The 21,145-nt window shown below is 41.9% G+C and carries 20 protein-coding genes and 4 tRNA genes; 8 read left to right on the top strand and 16 right to left on the bottom strand.

Translation table 11 applies throughout. The annotated features are described in order from the left end of the window. The first annotated feature begins 321 nt into the window (after positions 1-321). The 3 genes from I6E11_RS04850 (at position 322) to rny (ending at position 2,577) form a co-directional block, all read left to right on the top strand. The gene (locus tag I6E11_RS04850; RefSeq protein ID WP_235336705.1) at positions 322-615 is read left to right on the top strand and encodes a coiled-coil domain-containing protein; all 294 of its coding nucleotides are present in this window, start codon (positions 322-324) and stop codon (positions 613-615) included. 31 nt (positions 616-646) lie between these two features. Continuing rightward, the gene (locus I6E11_RS04845; RefSeq protein ID WP_235336703.1) at positions 647-946 is read left to right on the top strand and encodes a cell division protein ZapA; all 300 of its coding nucleotides are present in this window, start codon (positions 647-649) and stop codon (positions 944-946) included. A gap of 95 nt (positions 947-1,041) precedes the next feature. Beyond that, entirely contained in the window at positions 1,042-2,577 is a 1,536-nt protein-coding gene (gene rny, locus I6E11_RS04840; protein ID WP_235336702.1) for a ribonuclease Y, read from the top strand. A 90-nt stretch (positions 2,578-2,667) separates the two neighbouring features. Here the strand turns inward: rny and I6E11_RS04835 are convergent, their stop codons facing one another. The 9 genes from I6E11_RS04835 to I6E11_RS04795 form a co-directional block, all read right to left on the bottom strand. Next, complete coding sequence (locus I6E11_RS04835) at positions 2,668-4,008, bottom strand: ABC transporter substrate-binding protein (protein ID WP_235336701.1); 1,341 nt, start codon at positions 4,006-4,008, stop codon at positions 2,668-2,670. A gap of 12 nt (positions 4,009-4,020) precedes the next feature. Beyond that, entirely contained in the window at positions 4,021-4,812 is a 792-nt protein-coding gene (locus I6E11_RS04830; protein WP_235336720.1) for an ABC transporter permease, read from the bottom strand. Between the two features lie 2 nt (positions 4,813-4,814). After that, the gene (locus I6E11_RS04825) at positions 4,815-5,615 is read right to left on the bottom strand and encodes an ABC transporter permease (RefSeq protein WP_235336700.1); all 801 of its coding nucleotides are present in this window, start codon (positions 5,613-5,615) and stop codon (positions 4,815-4,817) included. A 24-nt stretch (positions 5,616-5,639) separates the two neighbouring features. Continuing rightward, positions 5,640-7,031 carry an ABC transporter ATP-binding protein gene (locus I6E11_RS04820; RefSeq protein ID WP_235336699.1) on the bottom strand — a complete coding sequence of 464 codons (1,392 nt, stop codon included), beginning with the start codon at positions 7,029-7,031 and terminating at the stop codon, positions 5,640-5,642. Positions 7,032-7,226: 195 nt separating this feature from the next. Next, positions 7,227-7,496: a PqqD family protein gene (locus I6E11_RS04815; RefSeq protein WP_235336698.1), complete on the bottom strand. Its 270-nt coding sequence runs from the start codon at positions 7,494-7,496 to the stop codon at positions 7,227-7,229. 36 nt (positions 7,497-7,532) lie between these two features. Beyond that, a complete protein-coding gene (locus tag I6E11_RS04810; RefSeq protein WP_235336697.1) occupies positions 7,533-8,459 on the bottom strand; it encodes a hypothetical protein in 927 nt (308 codons plus the stop codon). 4 nt (positions 8,460-8,463) lie between these two features. Beyond that, entirely contained in the window at positions 8,464-8,919 is a 456-nt protein-coding gene (locus I6E11_RS04805) for a S24/S26 family peptidase (RefSeq protein WP_235336696.1), read from the bottom strand. Between the two features lie 2 nt (positions 8,920-8,921). Then, a complete protein-coding gene (locus tag I6E11_RS04800; RefSeq protein WP_235336695.1) occupies positions 8,922-10,592 on the bottom strand; it encodes an ABC transporter ATP-binding protein in 1,671 nt (556 codons plus the stop codon). Between the two features lie 13 nt (positions 10,593-10,605). Next, positions 10,606-10,875: a hypothetical protein gene (locus tag I6E11_RS04795; RefSeq protein ID WP_235336694.1), complete on the bottom strand. Its 270-nt coding sequence runs from the start codon at positions 10,873-10,875 to the stop codon at positions 10,606-10,608. A gap of 276 nt (positions 10,876-11,151) precedes the next feature. On the opposite strand from I6E11_RS04795, the gene I6E11_RS04790 reads away from it, so the two are divergent. Then, complete coding sequence (locus I6E11_RS04790; protein ID WP_235336692.1) at positions 11,152-13,662, top strand: endonuclease MutS2; 2,511 nt, start codon at positions 11,152-11,154, stop codon at positions 13,660-13,662. Between the two features lie 28 nt (positions 13,663-13,690). Next, positions 13,691-14,896: an L-serine ammonia-lyase gene (locus tag I6E11_RS04785; RefSeq protein WP_235336691.1), complete on the top strand. Its 1,206-nt coding sequence runs from the start codon at positions 13,691-13,693 to the stop codon at positions 14,894-14,896. A gap of 75 nt (positions 14,897-14,971) precedes the next feature. On the opposite strand, the gene I6E11_RS04780 is transcribed toward I6E11_RS04785, so the two are convergent. From I6E11_RS04780 to I6E11_RS04750, 7 genes are all read right to left on the bottom strand, one after another. Next, on the bottom strand, positions 14,972-15,436 hold the full coding sequence (locus I6E11_RS04780) for a MaoC family dehydratase (RefSeq protein ID WP_235336690.1): 465 nt from the start codon (positions 15,434-15,436) through the stop codon (positions 14,972-14,974). 118 nt (positions 15,437-15,554) lie between these two features. Next, entirely contained in the window at positions 15,555-15,764 is a 210-nt protein-coding gene (locus tag I6E11_RS04775; protein ID WP_235336689.1) for a hypothetical protein, read from the bottom strand. 30 nt (positions 15,765-15,794) lie between these two features. Then, positions 15,795-16,658, bottom strand: a complete 864-nt coding sequence (locus I6E11_RS04770; protein ID WP_235336688.1) for a DMT family transporter — start codon at positions 16,656-16,658, stop codon at positions 15,795-15,797. A 237-nt stretch (positions 16,659-16,895) separates the two neighbouring features. Further along, positions 16,896-16,982 (bottom strand) — tRNA-Ser (locus I6E11_RS04765). A 5-nt stretch (positions 16,983-16,987) separates the two neighbouring features. Further along, positions 16,988-17,063: transfer RNA gene (locus I6E11_RS04760), tRNA-Glu, on the bottom strand. A gap of 14 nt (positions 17,064-17,077) precedes the next feature. Further along, a tRNA-Arg gene (locus I6E11_RS04755) sits at positions 17,078-17,151 on the bottom strand. A 15-nt stretch (positions 17,152-17,166) separates the two neighbouring features. Beyond that, positions 17,167-17,256 (bottom strand) — tRNA-Ser (locus I6E11_RS04750). Positions 17,257-17,590: 334 nt separating this feature from the next. Between I6E11_RS04750 and pflB the strand changes: the two genes are divergently transcribed. The 3 genes from pflB (at position 17,591) to I6E11_RS04735 (ending at position 21,054) form a co-directional block, all read left to right on the top strand. Then, a complete protein-coding gene (gene pflB / locus I6E11_RS04745; RefSeq protein ID WP_235336687.1) occupies positions 17,591-19,813 on the top strand; it encodes a formate C-acetyltransferase in 2,223 nt (740 codons plus the stop codon). 159 nt (positions 19,814-19,972) lie between these two features. Further along, the gene (gene pflA / locus I6E11_RS04740) at positions 19,973-20,701 is read left to right on the top strand and encodes a pyruvate formate-lyase-activating protein (RefSeq protein ID WP_235336686.1); all 729 of its coding nucleotides are present in this window, start codon (positions 19,973-19,975) and stop codon (positions 20,699-20,701) included. Positions 20,702-20,820: 119 nt separating this feature from the next. Further along, complete coding sequence (locus I6E11_RS04735; RefSeq protein ID WP_235336685.1) at positions 20,821-21,054, top strand: hypothetical protein; 234 nt, start codon at positions 20,821-20,823, stop codon at positions 21,052-21,054. The last annotated feature ends 91 nt before the right edge of the window (positions 21,055-21,145 follow it).

Below are 21,145 nucleotides of genomic sequence, written 5' to 3'. Positions count from 1 at the left end.
TGTATCAACTGAGGGAATGTCACTTCTGCCATAACTGATACATTTAGGGTTACACTATACAAAGGTAACTTCAGCTTGACTATTTACATTCTCTTTGGCGTGATTTTTTTATCTCATGGGAATTTCAATATATAACAGGCATCTAAAGCAAAATTTAAAACTGTTTGAAAAGCTTTTGCAAAAGGTTTTAAAACTTTAAGATTTATGGTACATTCCATTATCAGAACAAACCGAATAACAAAATAAATATACAAAATGAGAAAAAAATTTTCATATTTCGAAGTTATATGCTATATTTGTCATAGAAATTAGGTAGTATAGATGACAGAAGAGGATAAAAATCTACTAAACAGTTTTGAAGGAAAGCTAAGGCATATCCTATTTTTATACAATGAAGAGAAAAAGGAAAATGCTCTGTTAAAGCAATCCATAGCCGATAAAGATTCTGAAATACAGGCTCTGTTAAGTAAGATTAAGGAACTTGAAACCAGATATACAAACCTGAAAATGGCCCGTATGATAAGTGTCAATGACAATGAAATAAGAGACACAAAACAAAGACTTACGAGGCTGGTGCGTGAGGTCGATAAATGTATTGCTTTGCTGAACAAATAAACGGAAAGAAAAGACAGTGAAACATTAATATATGGACGACAAGCTGAAAATACACTTGCAGATTGACAGAGAACGGTATCCATTGGTGATTAGTCGTGAAGAGGAAATATTCTACCGTGAAGCTGCCAAGATGATTGACAATAAACTGAACAAATACCGCAGTCTATATCCGAATCTCGGAACCATGAAACACTGGACTATGGTGGCACTGGAACTGGCATATGAAAACGCCAAAATTAAAGATTCAGTAGATACATCACCATATACAGAAAAAATAAAACAACTGGAAGACCTGTTGGATGGTTACATAAAGGATAGTGCATCGAAGTAGTTGTTTAGGAAACAAGTAAGGAAATCCACGCACAAGTTTACAGGAAATACCCTGAAGCTTGTGCGTTTTTATTTATATTTAAAATTAAATTATAGATGTTGACAACAGTAATATTAACAGTTGTAGCCTTCCTGGTAGGAGGAGCTCTTTCATATAGCTTTTTCAGATACGGTCTGAAATCGAAATATGAGAATATCATTAAAGAGGCTGAAACAGAAGCCGAAGTTATCAAGAAAAACAAACTCCTGGAAGTTAAGGAGAAGTTTCTGAACAAGAAAGCCGACCTTGAAAAAGAGGTGGCTGCACGCAACCAGAAAATCCAGCAGGCAGAAAACAAGTTGAAACAGCGCGAAATGGTAATAAACCAGAAGAACGAAGAACTTCAGCGCAAACGCAACGAAACTGAAGCCATCAAGGAAAATCTAGACGCTCAGCTGGTAATAATCGAGAAGAAGAAAGAGGAACTTGACCACCTGCAATCGCAGGAACGCGAAAAGCTTGAGGCTATTTCAGGTCTATCGGCAGAAGACGCAAAGGAAAGACTGATAGAATCGCTAAAAGATGAAGCAAAGACTCAGGCTCAGTCTTATATAAACGACATTATGGACGATGCTAAACTTACAGCCAACCGCGAAGCTAAGCGTATAGTGATACAGTCTATACAGAGAGTGGCTACTGAAACCGCAATCGAAAACTCTGTAACTGTATTCCATATCGAATCAGACGAAATCAAAGGACGTATCATCGGACGTGAAGGACGTAACATACGTGCCCTCGAAGCTGCTACCGGAGTGGAAATAGTAGTTGACGATACTCCTGAGGCTATCGTACTTTCTGCTTTCGACCCTGTTCGCCGCGAAATCGCCCGTCTTGCACTTCATCAGCTGGTTACTGACGGACGTATCCACCCGGCACGTATCGAAGAAGTTGTTGCCAAGGTACGCAAGCAGGTAGAAGAAGAAATCATCGAAACAGGTAAACGCACTACTATCGACCTTGGTATCCACGGTCTGCATCCTGAACTTATCCGTATCATCGGTAAGATGAAATACCGTTCATCATACGGACAGAACCTGTTGCAGCACGCACGCGAAACTGCCAACCTCTGTGCAGTAATGGCTTCCGAACTTGGACTGAACCCTAAGAAAGCTAAACGTGCCGGCTTGCTTCACGATATAGGTAAAGTGCCTGATGAAGAACCTGAATTGCCACACGCATTGCTCGGTATGAAACTGGCTGAGAAATACAAGGAAAAACCTGATATCTGCAATGCTATCGGTGCCCACCACGACGAAGTGGAAATGAACAGTTTGCTGGCTCCTATCGTACAGGTGTGCGATGCTATCTCCGGTGCACGTCCTGGTGCCCGCCGCGAAATAGTTGAAGCTTACATCAAACGTCTGAACGACCTTGAACAGCTTGCAATGTCTTATCCAGGTGTTACCAAGACATACGCTATCCAGGCCGGACGCGAATTGCGCGTAATCGTTGGTGCAGACAAGATTGACGACAAGCAGACAGAAAGCCTGTCAACAGAAATCGCCAAGAAGATTCAGGACGAAATGACTTATCCGGGTCAGGTTAAGATTACCGTGATAAGAGAAACACGTGCCGTAAGCTTCGCAAAATAATAAATTAGAGAAATAAATAATAAAGGCTATATTTCATATCCTATGGTTAAGGATTGGAATATAGCCTTTTTAGTTTTATATAAAAAATTATCAACGAATATGATGACGTTTGATTCTTCTTTTTCTTCTGTTCTGATTGCGTCTGTTCCTATATTTCTCAATCTTTTTATACGAAACATAGATAACAAGCACCAACAATGTAAGAAGAATAAATATCACAAGACCTCCTCCAAGATTATCTCCCTTTACGTGCGACCACATATCCAGAACAGCCTGTGTCCTCTCCCCCGAATCGCGTATAATAGCACAGCGAGCCACTACCGCACTGTCGGGATACTGTATAGGGTCTATCTGTATATGTCTTGCTTCAGGACCGAAAAAATAAGCCAGATTGGAATAAGTTTCAAGAGTGGTATCAATCTTTTCCTCAAGAATCTCAGGCGTGGCTACTGCACTGACATAACCTATGGTTTCCATATTTGCCAATGCCACATCGGGACGGCAAAGATAGTTTATGAAATAGCTTGCGGCCTTCCTGTTGCGTGCATATCTCGGTATCACCCATCCGTCGAACCATACGTTACTTCCTTCTTTAGGGACTTCATATCCCAGCTCCACTCCTATCGCTTCGGCTTCCTCTATCGCCCACACAGCATCACCGCTCCATGTCATATTCAGATATGCCTTGCTTTTGGTCATCATTTCCTTACCGAAATCAGCCTCCCATCCTGCAATGTTCGGTTTCAAGTCCTTCAGGTATTTTTCAGCAGTGGCTATGGCTTCAGGTGAATAGTTGTTCATCAAATCATCAACTTTTATATCGCCTTTTGCCAAAGCTTCACGGTTGGCATATATCACAGCCGTTCCGTATGCATCACGATAGCTGTCTTTCATCAACAGCTTGTTGCGGAACTTGCTGTCCCATAAAGAATGCCATGTAGATGCCTCTTCGGCTGTTACATATTTCTTATTGTAAAGTATTCCCGCTGTACCCCACATGTATGCCACCGCATATTTTGATGTAGGACGGCCTGGAAGTCCAAGTTTATCCATCTCGCCGCGTACATACGGAGATATATTGTGTATGTAATTTGGCGTTTTGCCGAAAGCCGTATCTATGGGTAGAAGAAGGTCTTTAACAAGCATTCGCTCAATAATATATTCCGATGGGCATACCACATCGAAGTCTTCCTTACCACGTTCTATCTTGGTAAGCATTATCTCATTTATATCGAATGTCTGATATACAATGCTTATCTCCTCTCCTGTCTGCTCCTTATACCACTCCGGAAAAGCCGCCAACACTTCCTCGTCGATATAATCGCCCCAGTTGTAAATCTTCAAGACCTTTTCGCGATCCTCACTGTTATAGCATCCCGTAAGGAATATTGCTGCGAGCAGTGTCAGAAATATTGTATAAAGTCTGTTCATAATCTATTATCGTTATTTTGCGTTCTTTTTCCCTGCACGGCGGTTTATCATTATAAGCATAAACAGCACGATAAGGAATATAATAGTTGACAACGGACGAAGCTCCGGTGTAAGTCCGCCCTTTCTTGCATCCGAATATATGTATGTAGAAAGAGTTTCAAGCCCTTCGTTTCCTATGGTAAATATTGTTACAGCAAAATCGTCAATTGAAATTGTTACTGCAAGCATAAAACCGGCTATCATTCCTGGCAGAATTTCAGGGATGATAACTTTCCTCAATGCCTGTCCTGGAGTTGCTCCCAGGTCTAGTGCAGCCTCGTAAAGGTTTGGATTCATCTGTTTGAGACGTGGCAACACACTAAGCACTACGTACGGTGTACAGAAAGCTATATGAGCCATGAGCACTGTGCCGTATCCCTGATGTATTCCCAACGAAACGAAAAGCAGGAACAGAGACACACCCATGATTATATCGCCGTTCAATATAGGTATATTGTTGATGAAAGACACAGCCTTACGCTGACGTGCACGCATATTGTACATACCAATAGCCGTAATAGTTCCGAGCAGAGTAGATACGACAGCAGTTATCAAGGCTATGGTAACTGTATTCCATAGAGCATTCACCAAAGAGTGGTGAGTGCCATGCACAAAGAGGTTTTCGTATAGTTTTGTTGAAAAACCGGTCCAGTTACCTAGCACTTTAGCTTCCGTAAAGGAGTATATCATTATTATGATGATAGGAGAATAAAGCATCAGAAGTAACAGCCACAGATAGCCATGACAGAGGACTTTCTTTATCATGTTTACCATATCGCGCCTCCTTCCTTCTCCTGATTATCGTCAGAAGCAAAAAGAGTGGCAGCACCTATAAGGAACAGCATAATGAGCGAAAGTGCAGCACCGTAGTTCCACATACTATTGTTGATGTTCTCCTGGATTGTTGTACCAAACAGTTTTATATTGTTCATTGTAAGCAGTTCGGCTATTGCAAAAGTAGAAATGGTAGGCATGAACACCATGAGAATGCCACTTGCAACTCCCGGCATGGAGAGCGGAAGCACTGTCTTTGTGAAAACCTGAAAAGGAGTAGCGCCAAGATCCTGTGCTGCCTCAATATAACTGCGGTCCATCTTGACCAGTGTATTATAGATGGGGTAAATCATAAACGGAATATAGTTATATACCATACCGAAAATCAATGCTCCCTCACCTAGAGGTACACGGAAGAAATCGAACAGTGCCACTGTGGCAAGAGTTCGTATCAGAATGTTTACCCACATAGGAAGGATGAAAAGCATCACTACTATCTGTGAATATCCCGATTTGAGTCTGCTCAGAATATACGCAGCCGGATAACCCAGCAGGATACATATAAGGGTATTTATTATGGCTATACCTATGGAATAGATAAATGTATTCACAGCCTCAGGATGAGACATGAACTTACTGAAGTTGGCAAAAGTGAAATCCCCCCTCTCGTCAGTAAACGCAAATACCACAATCAATATAAGCGGAAGGACTACAAAGAATGCCGAAAATATGATGTACGGCAGTGTCCAACTCTTACGCGAAGTAAGAAAAATACGAATGTTACTTAGTTTCACCTCGTTTCCTTTTATAGTTAGTTATTAATTTTTTCTGCGTATGGATATGTATTCAGACGGAATACTGATACCCACATTATCTCCCTTGTCCCAAATATCGTTTGTATCAACATAAACCGGTTCGTCCCAATCGGAATCTACTGTGATGTGATAGTGATTACCTTTATAAAGGATGAAACTTATGCTTCCCGTAAGAGTTCCGTCCTCCTGATTGTCGTCAAGCACTATTCCGTCGAAAGGGACTTCCACCAGCACCTCAGTACCGGCATCCATGCCCGAAGTAGCTTCCTTACTGCACTCAAACTCACAACCAAGGAACTCAACATGAGTTTCGTCGATGATTTTTCCTTCGAATGTGTTGCATACCCTTTCTTTCTTCATTATATGTATATCGTAAGGCTTAACCAACAGCCCAACTTCCGAACCTACTTCAAAATGATGATAGTCCTGGACAATGAATTCAAATCCGTTTGCCACTACAACCATTTCGTAATGCACTCCCTTGAAGATACATGATGTAACCTTACCGCGGAACTGTGCGGAATCGTTTACATGGAATATGTAAAGGTCCTCCGGACGTATGACCACATCAACCGGTACATTGTCGCCAAATCCTTCGTCCACACATTCAGCCTCTACACCGGCAAAACTTACAAGGCGGTCGTGTATCATAACTCCGTTAAGAATGTTACTTTCGCCAATGAAGTCGGCTACAAATGAGTTGACTGGTTCATTGTATATATCAGTAGGAGTTCCTATCTGCTGAATTCTTCCTTCGCTCATCACTACGATGGTGTCGCTCAGTGTCAGAGCCTCTTCCTGATCGTGTGTCACATACACAAATGTGATGCCCAAACGTTTATGCATTTCCTTCAGTTCCATCTGCATATCCTTACGCATCTTGAGGTCCAGTGCTGCCAACGGCTCGTCAAGAAGTAGAACGTCAGGCTCGTTCACAATAGCACGGGCTATGGCCACACGCTGCTGCTGACCGCCGGAAAGAGAGTTTACATCGCGATACTCATAATCGCTCATGCTCACCATCTTCAGGGCGTTCTTCACCTTGCGCATGATTTCATCCTTAGGCATCTTTTTCAGTTTCAGACCGAACGCTATATTGTCGTAAACGTTAAGATGAGGAAATAAAGCATATTTCTGGAATACTGTGTTGACGGGACGTTTGTGTGGAGGTGTCTGGGTAATCTCTTTACCATTAATTGTTATCACGCCTTCCGATGCTGTCTGGAAACCTGCCAGCAAACGAAGCAACGTTGTCTTACCACAACCCGAAGGTCCCAATATAGTTACAAACTCACCCTTGCGTATGTAAAGGTTGATATCGTCAAGAGCTACCTTATCATCGAAGTATTTTGAGACATGGGAAATCTCAATAATATTTTTTACCCTTTCTTGCATTTCAATTAAAACTCTATCCGGCGACAAATTTACTGCTTTTTTGCATAAATAAACGTTAGAGTACGATTTTTATGCTGAAAAAATAACTTCTAGCGCAAATATATACTTAAATATTAAATATATATTGCAAAAAAATGCATGTACCTCATCTATAAGTGAGATACATGCATATACATTCAGGTAGGAAGAAATTTATTACTCTTCTACCAAGCCTATAGATTTCCAATTGTCAAGCAGACTTCGTGAGTCTTTCAAAGCAACACTACGTTCTATATCATAACGTTCCAAAAGTAAATCTACTATTGTTTCAAGATCAAACTCCCTGTTTGAGATATGTTCCCAAATATAGGCAGCCGAACTGTTAAGTGTAACTATTTTATTGAAATCTATCTGTTCCAGTCCCTCGCCGGAAATAATCTTTTCGCCTGCCAATTCACGCAGTACAAATCCTTTCTTTATTCTCATATATATTATTGTTTTAAATATTATCACATAAAATTATCATTTCACTGTATCGTGACATAAATGTGCGGCATCTGCATCCGGAAGACATTCAAGATGGAATATCCCTACAGATTGAATAATACCGGACAATGTATTGTGAAGTCCGTCAGCCATCACTCTGTCCCACTTCATGGACGACGCCGACGGTGCCAGCGCTGCATATGCCTGAATTCCTGTCAATCGTCTGATGGAATTGTGTGGAGCCTGACTCAGTCTGACAACTGCTCCCAGAGGTGCTTTTTCATTACGATAGCAAGGAGTTTTGCCACTCCACGGCGAACCATATACCATAACATTGCCGTCGTCTTCTATCTTGACCACCGGATTATCATCATTAAGGAGCCATGCACCGGGGATATTGTTGAGCCACAGCCTGGTATGTGTACTTTTTCCTGTTCCGCTCTTTCCCAGGAACACATATCCTTTGCCATCGGCCACTGCAACAGACGCATGTATGAGAAGGGTATTCCTTGTAGCAGTGAACAACGCATAAAGCAACATCAATGCATTATTTAGAACAAAGTGTCCATGTCCGCCACCATTGCACGCTCCGGCATAGAGCTTACAGTTACGATAATCTTCACCTATAACGAGAAGACCTCCTCTATCCCTCATTTCGCGATTCAAGGATATCTGGAAGATTCTTTCACCTTTACCGCCTGTCATAACTGATATGAAGGCTGTATCATCGTCAAACTCAGCCAGGACCTTGGAACTTTCCATCAATTCTGTTCCTGCCGATACTGTATCCACATAAAGCGAAAACACACAGCTATCCAATGTATCTACTCTGTCACCCTCTATAGTGTCCTCTGTTTCAATAAACGGTTTGTAATTATCCACTCCGTTCCATAACACAGACTCTACAGGCATACTCATGTAAAACCTGTGTCCGCCAACTATATATGAATTCTGTTTATCCATTCTCTTATATTATTTTTATTAATAATCGTCTGTAAACAGCCAGGATGTAGCGCCTCAATGGCAGCATTTTTCTCCATAGCCTGAACATAAAAATCCATGATTTTGAGTCGGGATTACATTTCCTCCCCTTCCTTATAACTGTTATAGCCTTTCCACATAGCTTGCTTGCATGACAATATTCCGTTCCACGGATATTACCATCGCCCATCAGTGTAATCATTCCCGAATCTGAAATACCAATTATGCGATGAAGCACATACGCACCATTGTCAAGATGTGCCAAGGCAATGTCTCCCACACAAGGTTCTCCATAAGGCTTAAGTATTACACTGTCTCTCTCGCCTACGATAAACGGCAGCATACTGTTACCTTTTGTCATTATAGTAACGGTTGTACCCTGCGAAAGGAGTCTTTCAACCTCTCCCATTAATATTTCATTTGGCAATACCAGTTTCTTCATAATCAGATCTTCTTTACATATACCACATTTTCACATCTGTCAGCAATTTCCTTGCGATGGGTTATAAACACAAGGGTCTTGCCGATGTAGTTTTCTGTCAGCCTGTCCATAAGTTTTTGTTCCGTTTCGGCATCCAGAGCAGATGTAAACTCATCCAAAAGCATTATCTTTCCCTCACAAAGCAAGGCTCTGGCTATTGCAATACGCTGTGCCTGTCCTTCGCTCAGTCCTTCTCCACCTTCGCCACACATTGTGTCCAGTCCGCTCTGCAAATCATAAACAAACTCTGCTGCAGCCATATAAAGAGAATTCCTGATTTCATCATCAGATATATTTTTGTTTCCACCTGTCAGATTCTCGCGTATTGTGGTACTGAGCAGACTGTTTCCTTGTGGAACGTATATTATTCCGTTTCTGAAACGTGCCGAAGCATCGGCATTTGCACCATCCTGGGCATATAGAATCACTCTACCGCTTTCCGGTTTAAGCAGCCCCAGCATAAGCCTCATCATAGTGCTTTTACCGGCACCGGTTTCACCCATAATGGCTGTAGAAGTTCCAGGGCGGAAATCATATGTAAAATTACAGAAGATTTTCCTGTTTCCATCAGGATAACCAAATGTAACATTTTCAAGCATTATGCCATCCGGTTTGAATACAGGAGAATTATCTGTCAAAGAGTCATCTTCTTCCTGTTCGGCAGTGTATACCTCCATAAGTCTCTCGGCCGATGCCATAGAATGTATCATAGCCGGCAGACGACGGCTCATATCGGCTGTGGGTCGCTGAATCTGACCAACAAGCTGCAAAAAAGCGGACAGCATACCGAATGTCACAACTCCGTCCTGCATGCTGTGTACTCCCCATATGAATGCCGTGAGATAACCTGCACCGAAACCGGCCATTACGGACGCACGCGATGACACGGTGAACTTGTTTCTCTTCATAACTTTTTTCATCAGAACATCCTGTGCTCCGACAAGACGTTTCATCACGTACTCCACCCTGTTCAGTGCTATTATCACAATACGTTTCTGAAGTGATTCCTGCAGCACGGACTGTACCTGAGAGTCGGACTTACGTATATCTGAAGTAAGTTTCTTTATCCGTCGTGCCATTAATGCCGCCACGATTAGAAAAACAGGAAGGATGCATAGTATCACCCATGCCAACCCAGGATTCATAGTCCATAGGAAAACAAATGCGGCAGCCAACTGTACAAAAGTAACCAATGTGCCGGGAACCAAATGACACAACGTATCGGCTATTACCCTGACATCTTCTTCCAGACGATTTACCACATCTCCGGTATGCCATTTTTCCTTTCCGTTCCATCTGGCGTTCAATGCTTTTATAAAAATCCTGCTACGCAATGAATTACGGATTTCAGCCTCGGTCTTCACATTTATATATCCCTGCAATACTGAACACAGCATTTCTACAGAAAGGGCTGCAATCAACAATATGACATATTTCATCAAACTGGTATCAGTCTTCACCGCCATGTCTATCATTTCCTTACTAATCCATATGAAAGACAAAGATGCAGCAATCCTTACCACCCCTAATAACACAGAGGCAGACACCGGGACTTTATATCCTGATGTCTGCCTATACATCCATGAGAGCGTGGTAAACGCACTACCCAATATTTTTTTATTTAATCTTATCATAAAATGTGGTAAATTACCAGCGAATTATCCCTATATCCTGCCAGTGATTCATCAAAACAAGAGCCTCCTCGAGAGCACGCGTATAGTCCATACCAAACTCGCTGCACAACATAGTGGCCAGAGTATCTTCATCAAACTCTTCCTGACCAATAGCCTGAATCAGATATGCAGCTTCATCGCTCAACGGGGTTAGCATATCGTATTCGGATGCCTCCATATCTTCTCCCCCTAAGATATATCCATCCGGCCCTTTTTCTATTTCTATATTTTTCTTTAGTTTCATCTTTTTATACCCATATCCTTCGGAGCGCAAAGATAGTCAATTCAATTAAAAATTGCAAGATGATGTAGAAGCATTATACATATACATTATAATATATTGACAGTTGATAAAAAATTATACCATGTCGTTTCTTATTTTATGCTCTATAATAATAGTGTTTCAAGATTAATACAACTGAACAACGGTATCAAATTATTGTTTTCTTTTTTTGAAATGCAGTCGCATTGTAGTACCTTTGCCGAGAATTTAAAACAGCATAAAATACAACATACAGACATGATTTATCCTCTGAATTTTGAGCAGAAAATAGGATTCGACCAGATACGCACACTTATAAAGAATAAATGTCTATGCACCTTGGGACACGAAAAAGTGGACGAAATAAGTTTCTCCGACGATTTCGATAATGTAAATTCCTTGCTGGACCAGGTAACAGAGTTCATGCAGATTATACAGGGTGAAAATGAATTTCCAAGTCAGAACTTCTTCGACGTACGCCCTTCATTAAAGAAAATCAGAATAGAAGGTATGTACATGAACGAAGCGGAACTGTTCGACCTGCGACGCTCGCTGGAAACTATCAGAGAGATAATACTCTTCCTTCAGAAGGATGACGAAACCGACGATGAAGGCAATTACACCAACAGCCACTATCCTAACCTCAGGATACTGGCTGAAGACATCATGGTTTTCCCACAGCTTACTGCAAAAATCAACAATATCCTCGACAAATTCGGCAAGATAAAGGACAACGCATCGCCCGAATTGCTCAACATACGCCGCGAACTGGCATCTACAGCCGGAAGCATATCGCGCAGCCTCAACTCTATCCTCAGACAGGCACAGTCTGAAGGATATGTGGACAAGGACGTAACCCCTACCGTACGCGACGGACGACTCGTAATACCTGTGGCACCGGGAATGAAACGAAAAATCAGAGGTATAGTACATGACGAATCGGCTACAGGAAAAACAGTCTTCATAGAACCAGCCGAGGTGGTGGAAGCCAATAACAGAATCAGAGAACTGGAAGGCGAAGAAAGAAGGGAAATAATCAGAATCCTTACTGAATTTTCAAAAGAGATACGTCCGCACGTCCCTGCCATAATGGTGTCATACGAATTCCTGGCAAAAATCGATTTCATCAGAGCCAAAGCTTTGTTCAGTATAGATATCAAGGCCACAAAGCCTGCAATGGAGAATAGCAGGACGATAGACTGGTTCGATGCGGTACATCCGCTGCTAAGAATAAATCTGGAAAAGCATAATAAGAAAGTAGTACCGCTGGAGATTGCACTAAACAGCAAAGACAGAATATTGCTAATCTCCGGACCTAATGCCGGTGGTAAATCCGTGTGTCTGAAAACAGTGGGACTATTGCAATATATGCTACAGTGCGGAATACCCGTTCCGATGAACGAACGCAGTCATGCAGGTATATTCAGCAGCATATTCATCGACATAGGCGACGAACAGAGTATTGAGGATGACCTTAGTACATATTCATCGCACCTGACAAACATGAAGAATATGATGAAATACTGCAATGGCAGCAGTATCATCCTCATAGACGAGTTTGGTGGCGGAACAGAACCACAGATAGGTGGTGCCATAGCAGAAGCCGTACTGAAACGTTTCAACAACAAGAAAACTTTCGGAGTAATAACCACCCATTATCAGAACCTGAAACATTTTGCCGAGAATAACGAAGGAGTGATAAATGGCGCGATGCTGTACGACCGCCACGAAATGAGGGCACTGTTTCAGTTGCAGATAGGAAATCCGGGAAGCTCGTTTGCTGTGGAAATAGCACGCAAAATAGGACTTCCGGAAGACGTAATAGCCGATGCATCGGAAATAGTTGGCAGCGAATACATCCAGAGTGACAAGTATCTGCAGGACATCGTACGCGACAAGCGCTACTGGGAAACAAAACGCCAGAACATACGCAAGCGCGAAAAGCAGATGGAAGATACCATTGCCCGTTACGAAAAGGAAATGGAAGAACTGGCAAAGAGCAGAAAGGAAATACTGAAAAAAGCCAAGGAAGAAGCAGAGAAAATCCTACAGGAATCGAATGCACGCATAGAAAACACCATACGTACCATCAAGGAAGCACAGGCCGAGAAAGAACGTACGCGCATGGCAAGGCAGGAACTTACCGACTTCAGACGCGAAGTGGAAGAACTTGAAAAGGCCGCTATGGAAGAGAAGATTGTCCAAAAGATGGAAAAACTGAGGGAAAAGCAGGAACGCCGCAAGGAAAAGAAAGAAAAGAAGGCAAATGAACCGAACACACCTGTCATCCCTAAAGTAAAACCTATCAATGCCGGCGACTATGTACGCATAAAGGGTCAGACCAGTACAGGTCAGGTGATGGAAATAAATGGCAAGAATGCTGTAGTGATGTTCGGGCTGATGAAGACCAACGTCAAGACAGAACGCCTGGAACATGCGGATGCACCTAAACCATCTGCCACATCTCCTGCAAAGGCAAGTTTCGTAAGCAGTGCTACACAAAGCAGCATGTACGATAAAAAGCTTAACTTCAAACACGAAATAGACGTAAGAGGCATGCGAGGCGATGAAGCAATACAGGCTGTGACGTACTTTATAGACGATGCTATCCTGGTGGGAGCCAAAAATGTGAGAATCCTTCATGGCACAGGTTCCGGTATACTACGTACGCTGATAAGACAATATCTGGCTACAGTACCGGGAGTATCAAGCTTCCACGACGAGCATGTACAGTTCGGTGGTGCCGGAATAACAGTAGTAAACATTTGACAACATAGCAAACAAGACAACAACATAAATGAAATCAATAAAAGAGCTATACAGAATAGGTACAGGTCCCTCAAGCAGTCACACAATGGGACCTCGCAAGGCTGCCGAGATGTTCCTTGAAAGACATCCGGAAGCCACATCATTTCAGGTAATACTGTATGGAAGTCTGGCTGCAACAGGCAAAGGACACATGACAGATGTGGCAATACTCGACACACTGCAACCACATGCACCGGTGGAAATAATCTGGAAATCGCACGTATTCCTTCCCTTTCACCCTAACGGTATGACATTCAAGGCATTGAACGCCAACAAGCAAGTTACAGACGAATGGACAGTATTCAGTGTGGGCGGAGGAGCCTTGGCAGAAGAAGGCAAAGCCAGAAATGTTTCGAAAGACATTTACGACATGAAAAGCATGAGCGAAATACTGGCATGGTGTAAAAATACAGGCAAAAGCTACTGGGAATATGTAGAACAATGCGAAGGACCTGAAATATGGGATTATCTGGCCGAAGTATGGGAAACCATGAAAGCAGCAATACATAGAGGACTTGACGCCGAAGGAGTTCTTCCCGGTCCGCTAAACCTGCCAAGAAAAGCATCATCATACTATATACGCGCAAAAGGCTACAAAGACTCCTTACGTTCACGCGGACTGGTATTTGCATACGCACTTGCAGTGAGCGAGGAAAATGCATCAGGAGGGAAAATAGTAACAGCCCCCACATGTGGCTCATGCGGAGTAGTTCCGGCAGTGCTAAAACATTTGCAGGAAAGCCGCTATTTCAGTGATGCAAGGATATTGCGTGCACTTGCCACAGCCGGTCTGGTGGGAAACATTGTAAAACACAATGCTTCAATTTCCGGTGCAGAAGCAGGATGCCAGGCTGAAGTCGGTGTGGCATGTTCTATGGCTTCGGCAGCTGCAAGCCAGCTGTTCGGTGGAAGTCCTGCACAGATTGAATATTCTGCCGAGATGGGACTTGAACATCACCTGGGAATGACTTGCGACCCTGTTTGCGGACTCGTACAGATACCATGTATCGAAAGAAATGCCTATGCAGCGGCAAGAGCACTCGATGCCAATATTTATTCGGCATTCACAGACGGACATCACCGTGTTTCGTTCGACAAAGTAGTTGAAGTAATGAAACAGACAGGTCATGACCTACCGTCGCTATACAAGGAAACGAGTGAAGGAGGTCTGGCAAAGAACTACCAACAAATGTAACAGACCTGAAAACATAAAAAAACAAAGGGTTAAATAGTCCGACACCGAACTGTTTAACCCTTAATTTATGACTTATTAATTGAAATAATAAAGGAATGTAGCCACTCCTTCAAGAGCTTTCTTCTTCTGATCCTTAATTTCTATAGAGAATTTTATTTCTGCCTTGGCAACTCCACGAAGGTTTACAAGCGACTGCAAATCAGCAACCAGTCTTACACTCTGACCGGAAAGAACCGCCTGACCGAATTTCATCTTGTCCATTCCGTAGTTTACCATCATCTTGAGATTGTTAACTTCGATAATCTGATTCCAAAGATAAGGCAACAATGACAATGTAAGATATCCGTGAACTATTGTACTTTTATATGGACTCTCCACCTTTGCTTTTTCCACATCAACATGTATCCACTGATGATCCAAAGTAGCGTCGGCAAACAAATTGATACGTTCCTGCGGAACTTCAAGCCATTCAGAAACACCAATTTGCTTTCCTACCAATTTTTCAAATTCTTCATAAGAATTAATGATAACTTTCTCCATAATATTCAATTCATTATTATTTAAATTATTGAATTGCAAAGATAAGGAAAACTTGTTGAAAAGGGATAAAAAAACGACAGATATTACACAAAAAAGCGACTTTTGTGCAATATTTTCATTAATATTTACCAGTTAGCCTTTTAGGAGACCCATGCCAGGAACATCCCAGACAATAAACCTCGCTCAAGTCAAAACCTTCAAGACTCTCTTCAGGATACTTAGGCACGACATTGTGATTTTCATCCACATATACTAATCGGCGTTCTCCACTGGAGTTCTTAACATACATAGACGATATCTTACATTGCGGACAAAGTAGTTTCTTCATAATCAATTCGATGTTAGAGTTTTATTTTTATTACCTTTTTAATATTATAATAGTCACAGCCGAAATTATAAGTATTATACCGACTGCAATAGTAAAAGTGAAAGCCTCGCCAAAAATCGCTATACCCACAATTACCGCCGTTACCGGCTCCATAGCCCCCAATACTGATGTCTGGGTGGCCCCAATGTACTTTATAGCCTCAATCAATGTCAGATTCGACACGATAGTCGGTATTATGGCAAGCAACAGCAAGTTACCTGCAGTAGTTACATCCGGTATAAAATGCAAACTTCCGGTTGACAACATTCCGGCAAGCAATATCACCGTACTGAAAAGGAACACATAAAAAGTGAGTTTCAGTCCTTTCAGGCTTTGATTCTTGCGCTGACCAACCGTAACAAGATACAAGGCATAGCCCACTGCCGATATCAACACAATAATCACTCCCAATATATTAGTTTCGCCTTGCGAATCGGAATACGAAAGTGCATAAACCCCTCCTATTGCCATCAGAATAGCCAAAGTATGAAACAGTGAATTCTTTTCGTGGAAGAAAAGCATCATGACTAGAGTCGTTATCACAGGATACATGAAATGTATTGTGGTAGCCACACCCGACGGCATGAACTTATATCCCCATAACAGGAATACAGAAGAAATCAGATAAAAAAATGATAGCAGCAAGAGCGTTGGCAAATCCGATTTTTCTATACAGAAAGGAACCTTCCTGATTTTCAGAAGAACAGCCAGTGCTATTGTGGCAAAAAGAAACCTATACGAAATGACATTCATAAAATCCATACCATGCTGCATGGCAGGAATGGCAAAAAGCGGTATCAATCCAAACGATGCAGATGAAATTATACCATATAGCAGTCCGTTTAATTTATTCATTGCAATATTATCATGATTAAAAAACGGCTGCAAAGATAAATAATTTATTTAATTATACCCGCCGCTGCAATACTTTGCCCTCTAAAATCAGGTTTGACACTTATATAATTTTTCTGTAGCAAAATTGTAGCAAATTATACTTAATTCATTAACAACCGTTTTTAAATAAAAAATCCCGTAAAATGTTGATTTTACGGGATTTATCAGTTTCAGCCTTTCTAATTTAATAAGTAGTTGCGGAAGCTGGGGGATTCGAACCCCCGGAACGGTTACCCGTTCGGCAGTTTAGCAAACTGCTGGTTTCAGCCACTCACCCAAACTTCCTTCCTTGGTAGCGCCTACGGGACTCGAACCCGTGTTTCAGCCGTGAGAGGGCCGCGTCCTAGACCGCTAGACGAAGGCGCCATTGCATTTAAATGTGACCGCGACAGGATTCAAACCTGTAACCGGCTGATCCGTAGTCAGCTACTCTATTCAGTTGAGCTACGCGGCCATCTTACTTTACTACTGGCGGAAGCTGGGGGATTCGAACCCCCGGTACGGTAATCCGTACGTCAGTTTAGCAAACTGGTGGTTTCAGCCACTCACCCAAACTTCCAATACTTCAGTAGTGCATTTCCTTAAATGCGGTGCAAAGATATGCCTAGTTTCCGACATATCCAAACATTTTCATACATTTTTATACCATTTTTTCCTCATTAGTTAATATTAGTTTGATTATAAAGCAGTTAGTATTTACAACTTTCTAAGATAAAATAAAACAACAATATTCCTTATTTAAGACCTTCAAAACAATTGATACAAATCAAAATAACTTTGTAATTAATACAAATTAATAATATACCTAATTGTAGGTATTGTGTAGTATAACAATTATTAGTACCTTTGCAGTGCTTAAAAATCATTTTTAAACATATTAAATATAAATCACTATGGTAATGAATTTCAAAGAAGGTCGTTGGAACCATGAAATCAATGTTACAGATTTTGTAAAGACTAACATCACTCCTTACGAAGGTGACTCTTCATTTCTGGTAGGTCCAACAGAACGTACAAAGGCAGTTTGGAACAAATGTTTGGAAGCTTTGGCTGAAGAACGTGCTAACAACGGAGTCCGCTCGCTTGACCCTTCGACAGTTTCTACCATCACATCATTCGCTCCGGGTTATATTGATAAGGATAACGAAGTAATTGTAGGTTTGCAGACAGACGAAGTTCTGCGCCGCGCAATCAAGCCTTTCGGAGGTATAAAGGTTGTAGAAAAGGCATGCCGTGAAAACGGTGTGGAGGTTGACCCAAAAGTAAAGGATATTTTCACCCACTACCGCAAAACTCATAACGACGGTGTATTCGATGCATATACAGAAGAAATACGTTCATTCCGTTCATTGGGATTCCTGACAGGTCTTCCTGATAACTATGCACGTGGACGTATAATCGGTGACTATCGCCGTCTGGCACTTTACGGTATCGACCGCCTTATCGAAGCTAAACAGGATGATTTGCGTCATCTGACAGGTCCTATGACTGAAGCCCGTATCCGTCAGCGTGAAGAAGTGGCTGAACAGATTAAGGCTTTGAAAGAAATCAAAGTTATGGGAGAACAATACGGTCTTGACCTTAGCCGTCCGGCTACTAACGCTCAGGAAGCTGTTCAGTGGGTATATATGGCATACCTTGCTGCCGTTAAGGAACAGGATGGTGCCGCTATGTCGCTTGGTAATGTTTCATCATTCCTTGATATATATATAGAATATGATATGGCTCACGGCCTGTTGGACGAAATGCATGCACAGGAATTGATTGACCAGTTCGTTATCAAATTGCGTATGGTTCGCCACTTGCGTATGCAGGCTTATACAGATATCTTTGCAGGTGACCCGACATGGGTAACAGAAGCTATCGGTGGACGTTTCAACGACGGACGTACAAAGGTTACCAAGACTTCATTCCGTTTCTTGCAGACTCTTTATAACCTCGGCCCATCACCAGAACCAAACTTGACTGTTCTTTGGAGCCCAGAACTTCCGGAAGGATTCAAGAACTTCTGTGCTCAGGTTTCTATCGATACATCATCTATCCAGTATGAAAACGACGAGTTGATGCGTGAAGTACGTAACTCTGATGATTACGGTATCGCTTGCTGTGTATCATATCAGGATATAGGCCGCCACATCCAGTTCTTCGGTGCACGTTGTAACCTTGCAAAAGCTCTGCTTCTTGCAATCAACGGTGGTAGATGTGAAAACACAGGTACACTGATGGTTAAGGACATCCCTGTATTGAGCGGCGATGTTCTTCAGTTCGAAGAAGTTCTTGCCAACTACAAGAAGGTATTGAAGGAAATGGCTCGTGTATACAACGAAGCTATGAACATCATCCACTATATGCACGACAAGTATTACTACGAAAAGGCTCAGATGGCTTTCGTTGATACTGACCACGTGATTAATCTTGCATACGGTGTGGCAGGTATGTCAATCGCTGTTGACTCACTTTCTGCTATCAAATATGCTAAGGTTAAGGCTAAACGTAACGATATCGGTCTTACTGAAGGTTTCGAAATAGAAGGTGAATTCCCATGCTTCGGTAACGATGATGACCGCGTAGACCACCTGGCTGTAGACTTGATTTACTACTTCGACGAAGAGTTGAAGAAACTTCCTATCTACAAGAACGCTAAGCCTACACTTTCTATCCTTACTATTACTTCAAACGTGATGTACGGAAAGAAGACTGGCGCTACTCCTGACGGTCGTGCCAAAGGTGTTGCATTCGCTCCAGGTGCAAACCCAATGCACGGACGCGACAAGAACGGTGCTGTAGCTTCATTAAGTTCTGTAGCAAAACTTCGTTACCGCGACTCACAGGACGGTATCAGTAACACATTCTCTATCGTTCCTAAATCATTAGGTGTAGATATGGAAAACCGTATAGAGAATTTGGTTACAATGATGGACGGTTATTTCGTGAAAGGTGCTCACCACCTGAATGTAAACGTTCTGAACCGTGAAATGCTGGAAGATGCAATGGAACATCCTGAAAAGTATCCACAGTTGACAATCCGTGTTTCAGGTTATGCTGTAAACTTCATCAAGCTGAGCCGTGAGCATCAGTTGGAAGTAATCTCACGCAGTTTCCACGAACGTATGTAATTGAATCCCGTATCCCGTCACTCTCCTATTGAGCAGTGACAACGGACACGATAATTTAAAGCAGAGGCTACCGACCTTCAGCAGGAAGCCTCTGCTATTTTACTATCTTTCAAAACAGGAAACTCCGGATATATTGCATAACATAAATATAATATCAATATGATAAGAGTACACTCATACGAATCGCTTGGCACATACGACGGACCGGGAATCCGCCTCGTGGTTTTCCTTCAAGGATGCAATTTCCGTTGCCTGTACTGTGCAAATCCTGACACTATTGACGCAAAAGGCGAAAGCAAGGAAACTTCTCCTGAAGAAATACTCAAAATGGCAGTGAGCCAGAAACCATTTTTCGGTAAAAAGGGAGGAATTACATTCAGCGGAGGAGAACCTACCTTCCAGGCCAAAGCCCTCATTCCATTATTCAAAATGCTGAAAGATGCAGGAATACATATCTGTGTGGATACCAATGGAAGTATATGGAATGATGACGTCAAAGAACTTCTTTCGCTTGCGGATCTTGTTTTACTCGATGTAAAAGAATTCAATCCTAACAGACACAAGATACTGACAGAACGTAGTAACGAACAGACATTAAAAACAGCGGCATGGCTTGAAGAGAATGGAAAACCTTTCTGGCTCAGATACGTTTTAGTACAGGGATATAGCGCTTTCAAGGAAGACATGGAAGCTATGGGCGAGCATTTCAAGGATTACAAACAGATTGAAAGAGTAGAAATACTGCCTTACCATACACTGGGGGTACACAAATATGAAGCCATGAACATGGAATACAAACTTAAAGGTGTTGAGTATAATACACCTCAACAACTGGAAGATGCCAAACAGATTTTTCAGAAATATTTCAAGACTGTTTACGTAAACTGATTTTTTTTGAAAAAAAATTATGATTGTGGTGCAGTAATATTGTTAAAGCTCCATTTAACCTATACAAGCGAGGAGCTAAAGGCAATAAAAAGCAAAACCAACAATTAAAGGAAAACAACATGAATAGAAAAACGGTGAACATTTCAAGCAAAAGAATAGAACAGAAAATAACATTTGTTACTTCAATCCTTGGTATCATCATTATGAATATCATATGGATAGCAGGTAGCAAAAGCATGAATGAACAGCCACATACATCAATAACACAAAACGAAAAAGATGCAACAGACAGTAAAGATATAATTAAAAGTACTCTTTACGTTTCTTACACTCAAGCAAAACTTGACTATTAAAATGCGTGCACCCCGCGAATCACTTCGCAGGGTGCACCCAACTAATAACTAACTTTTTTACTTTTGTGGTTTACGTAATTTCTATATGACT

This window comes from Bacteroides caecigallinarum, assembly GCF_021531075.1.
GTDB lineage: Bacteria > Bacteroidota > Bacteroidia > Bacteroidales > Bacteroidaceae > Phocaeicola > Phocaeicola caecigallinarum_B.
This window is presented reverse-complemented; position numbering and strand designations above follow the sequence as displayed.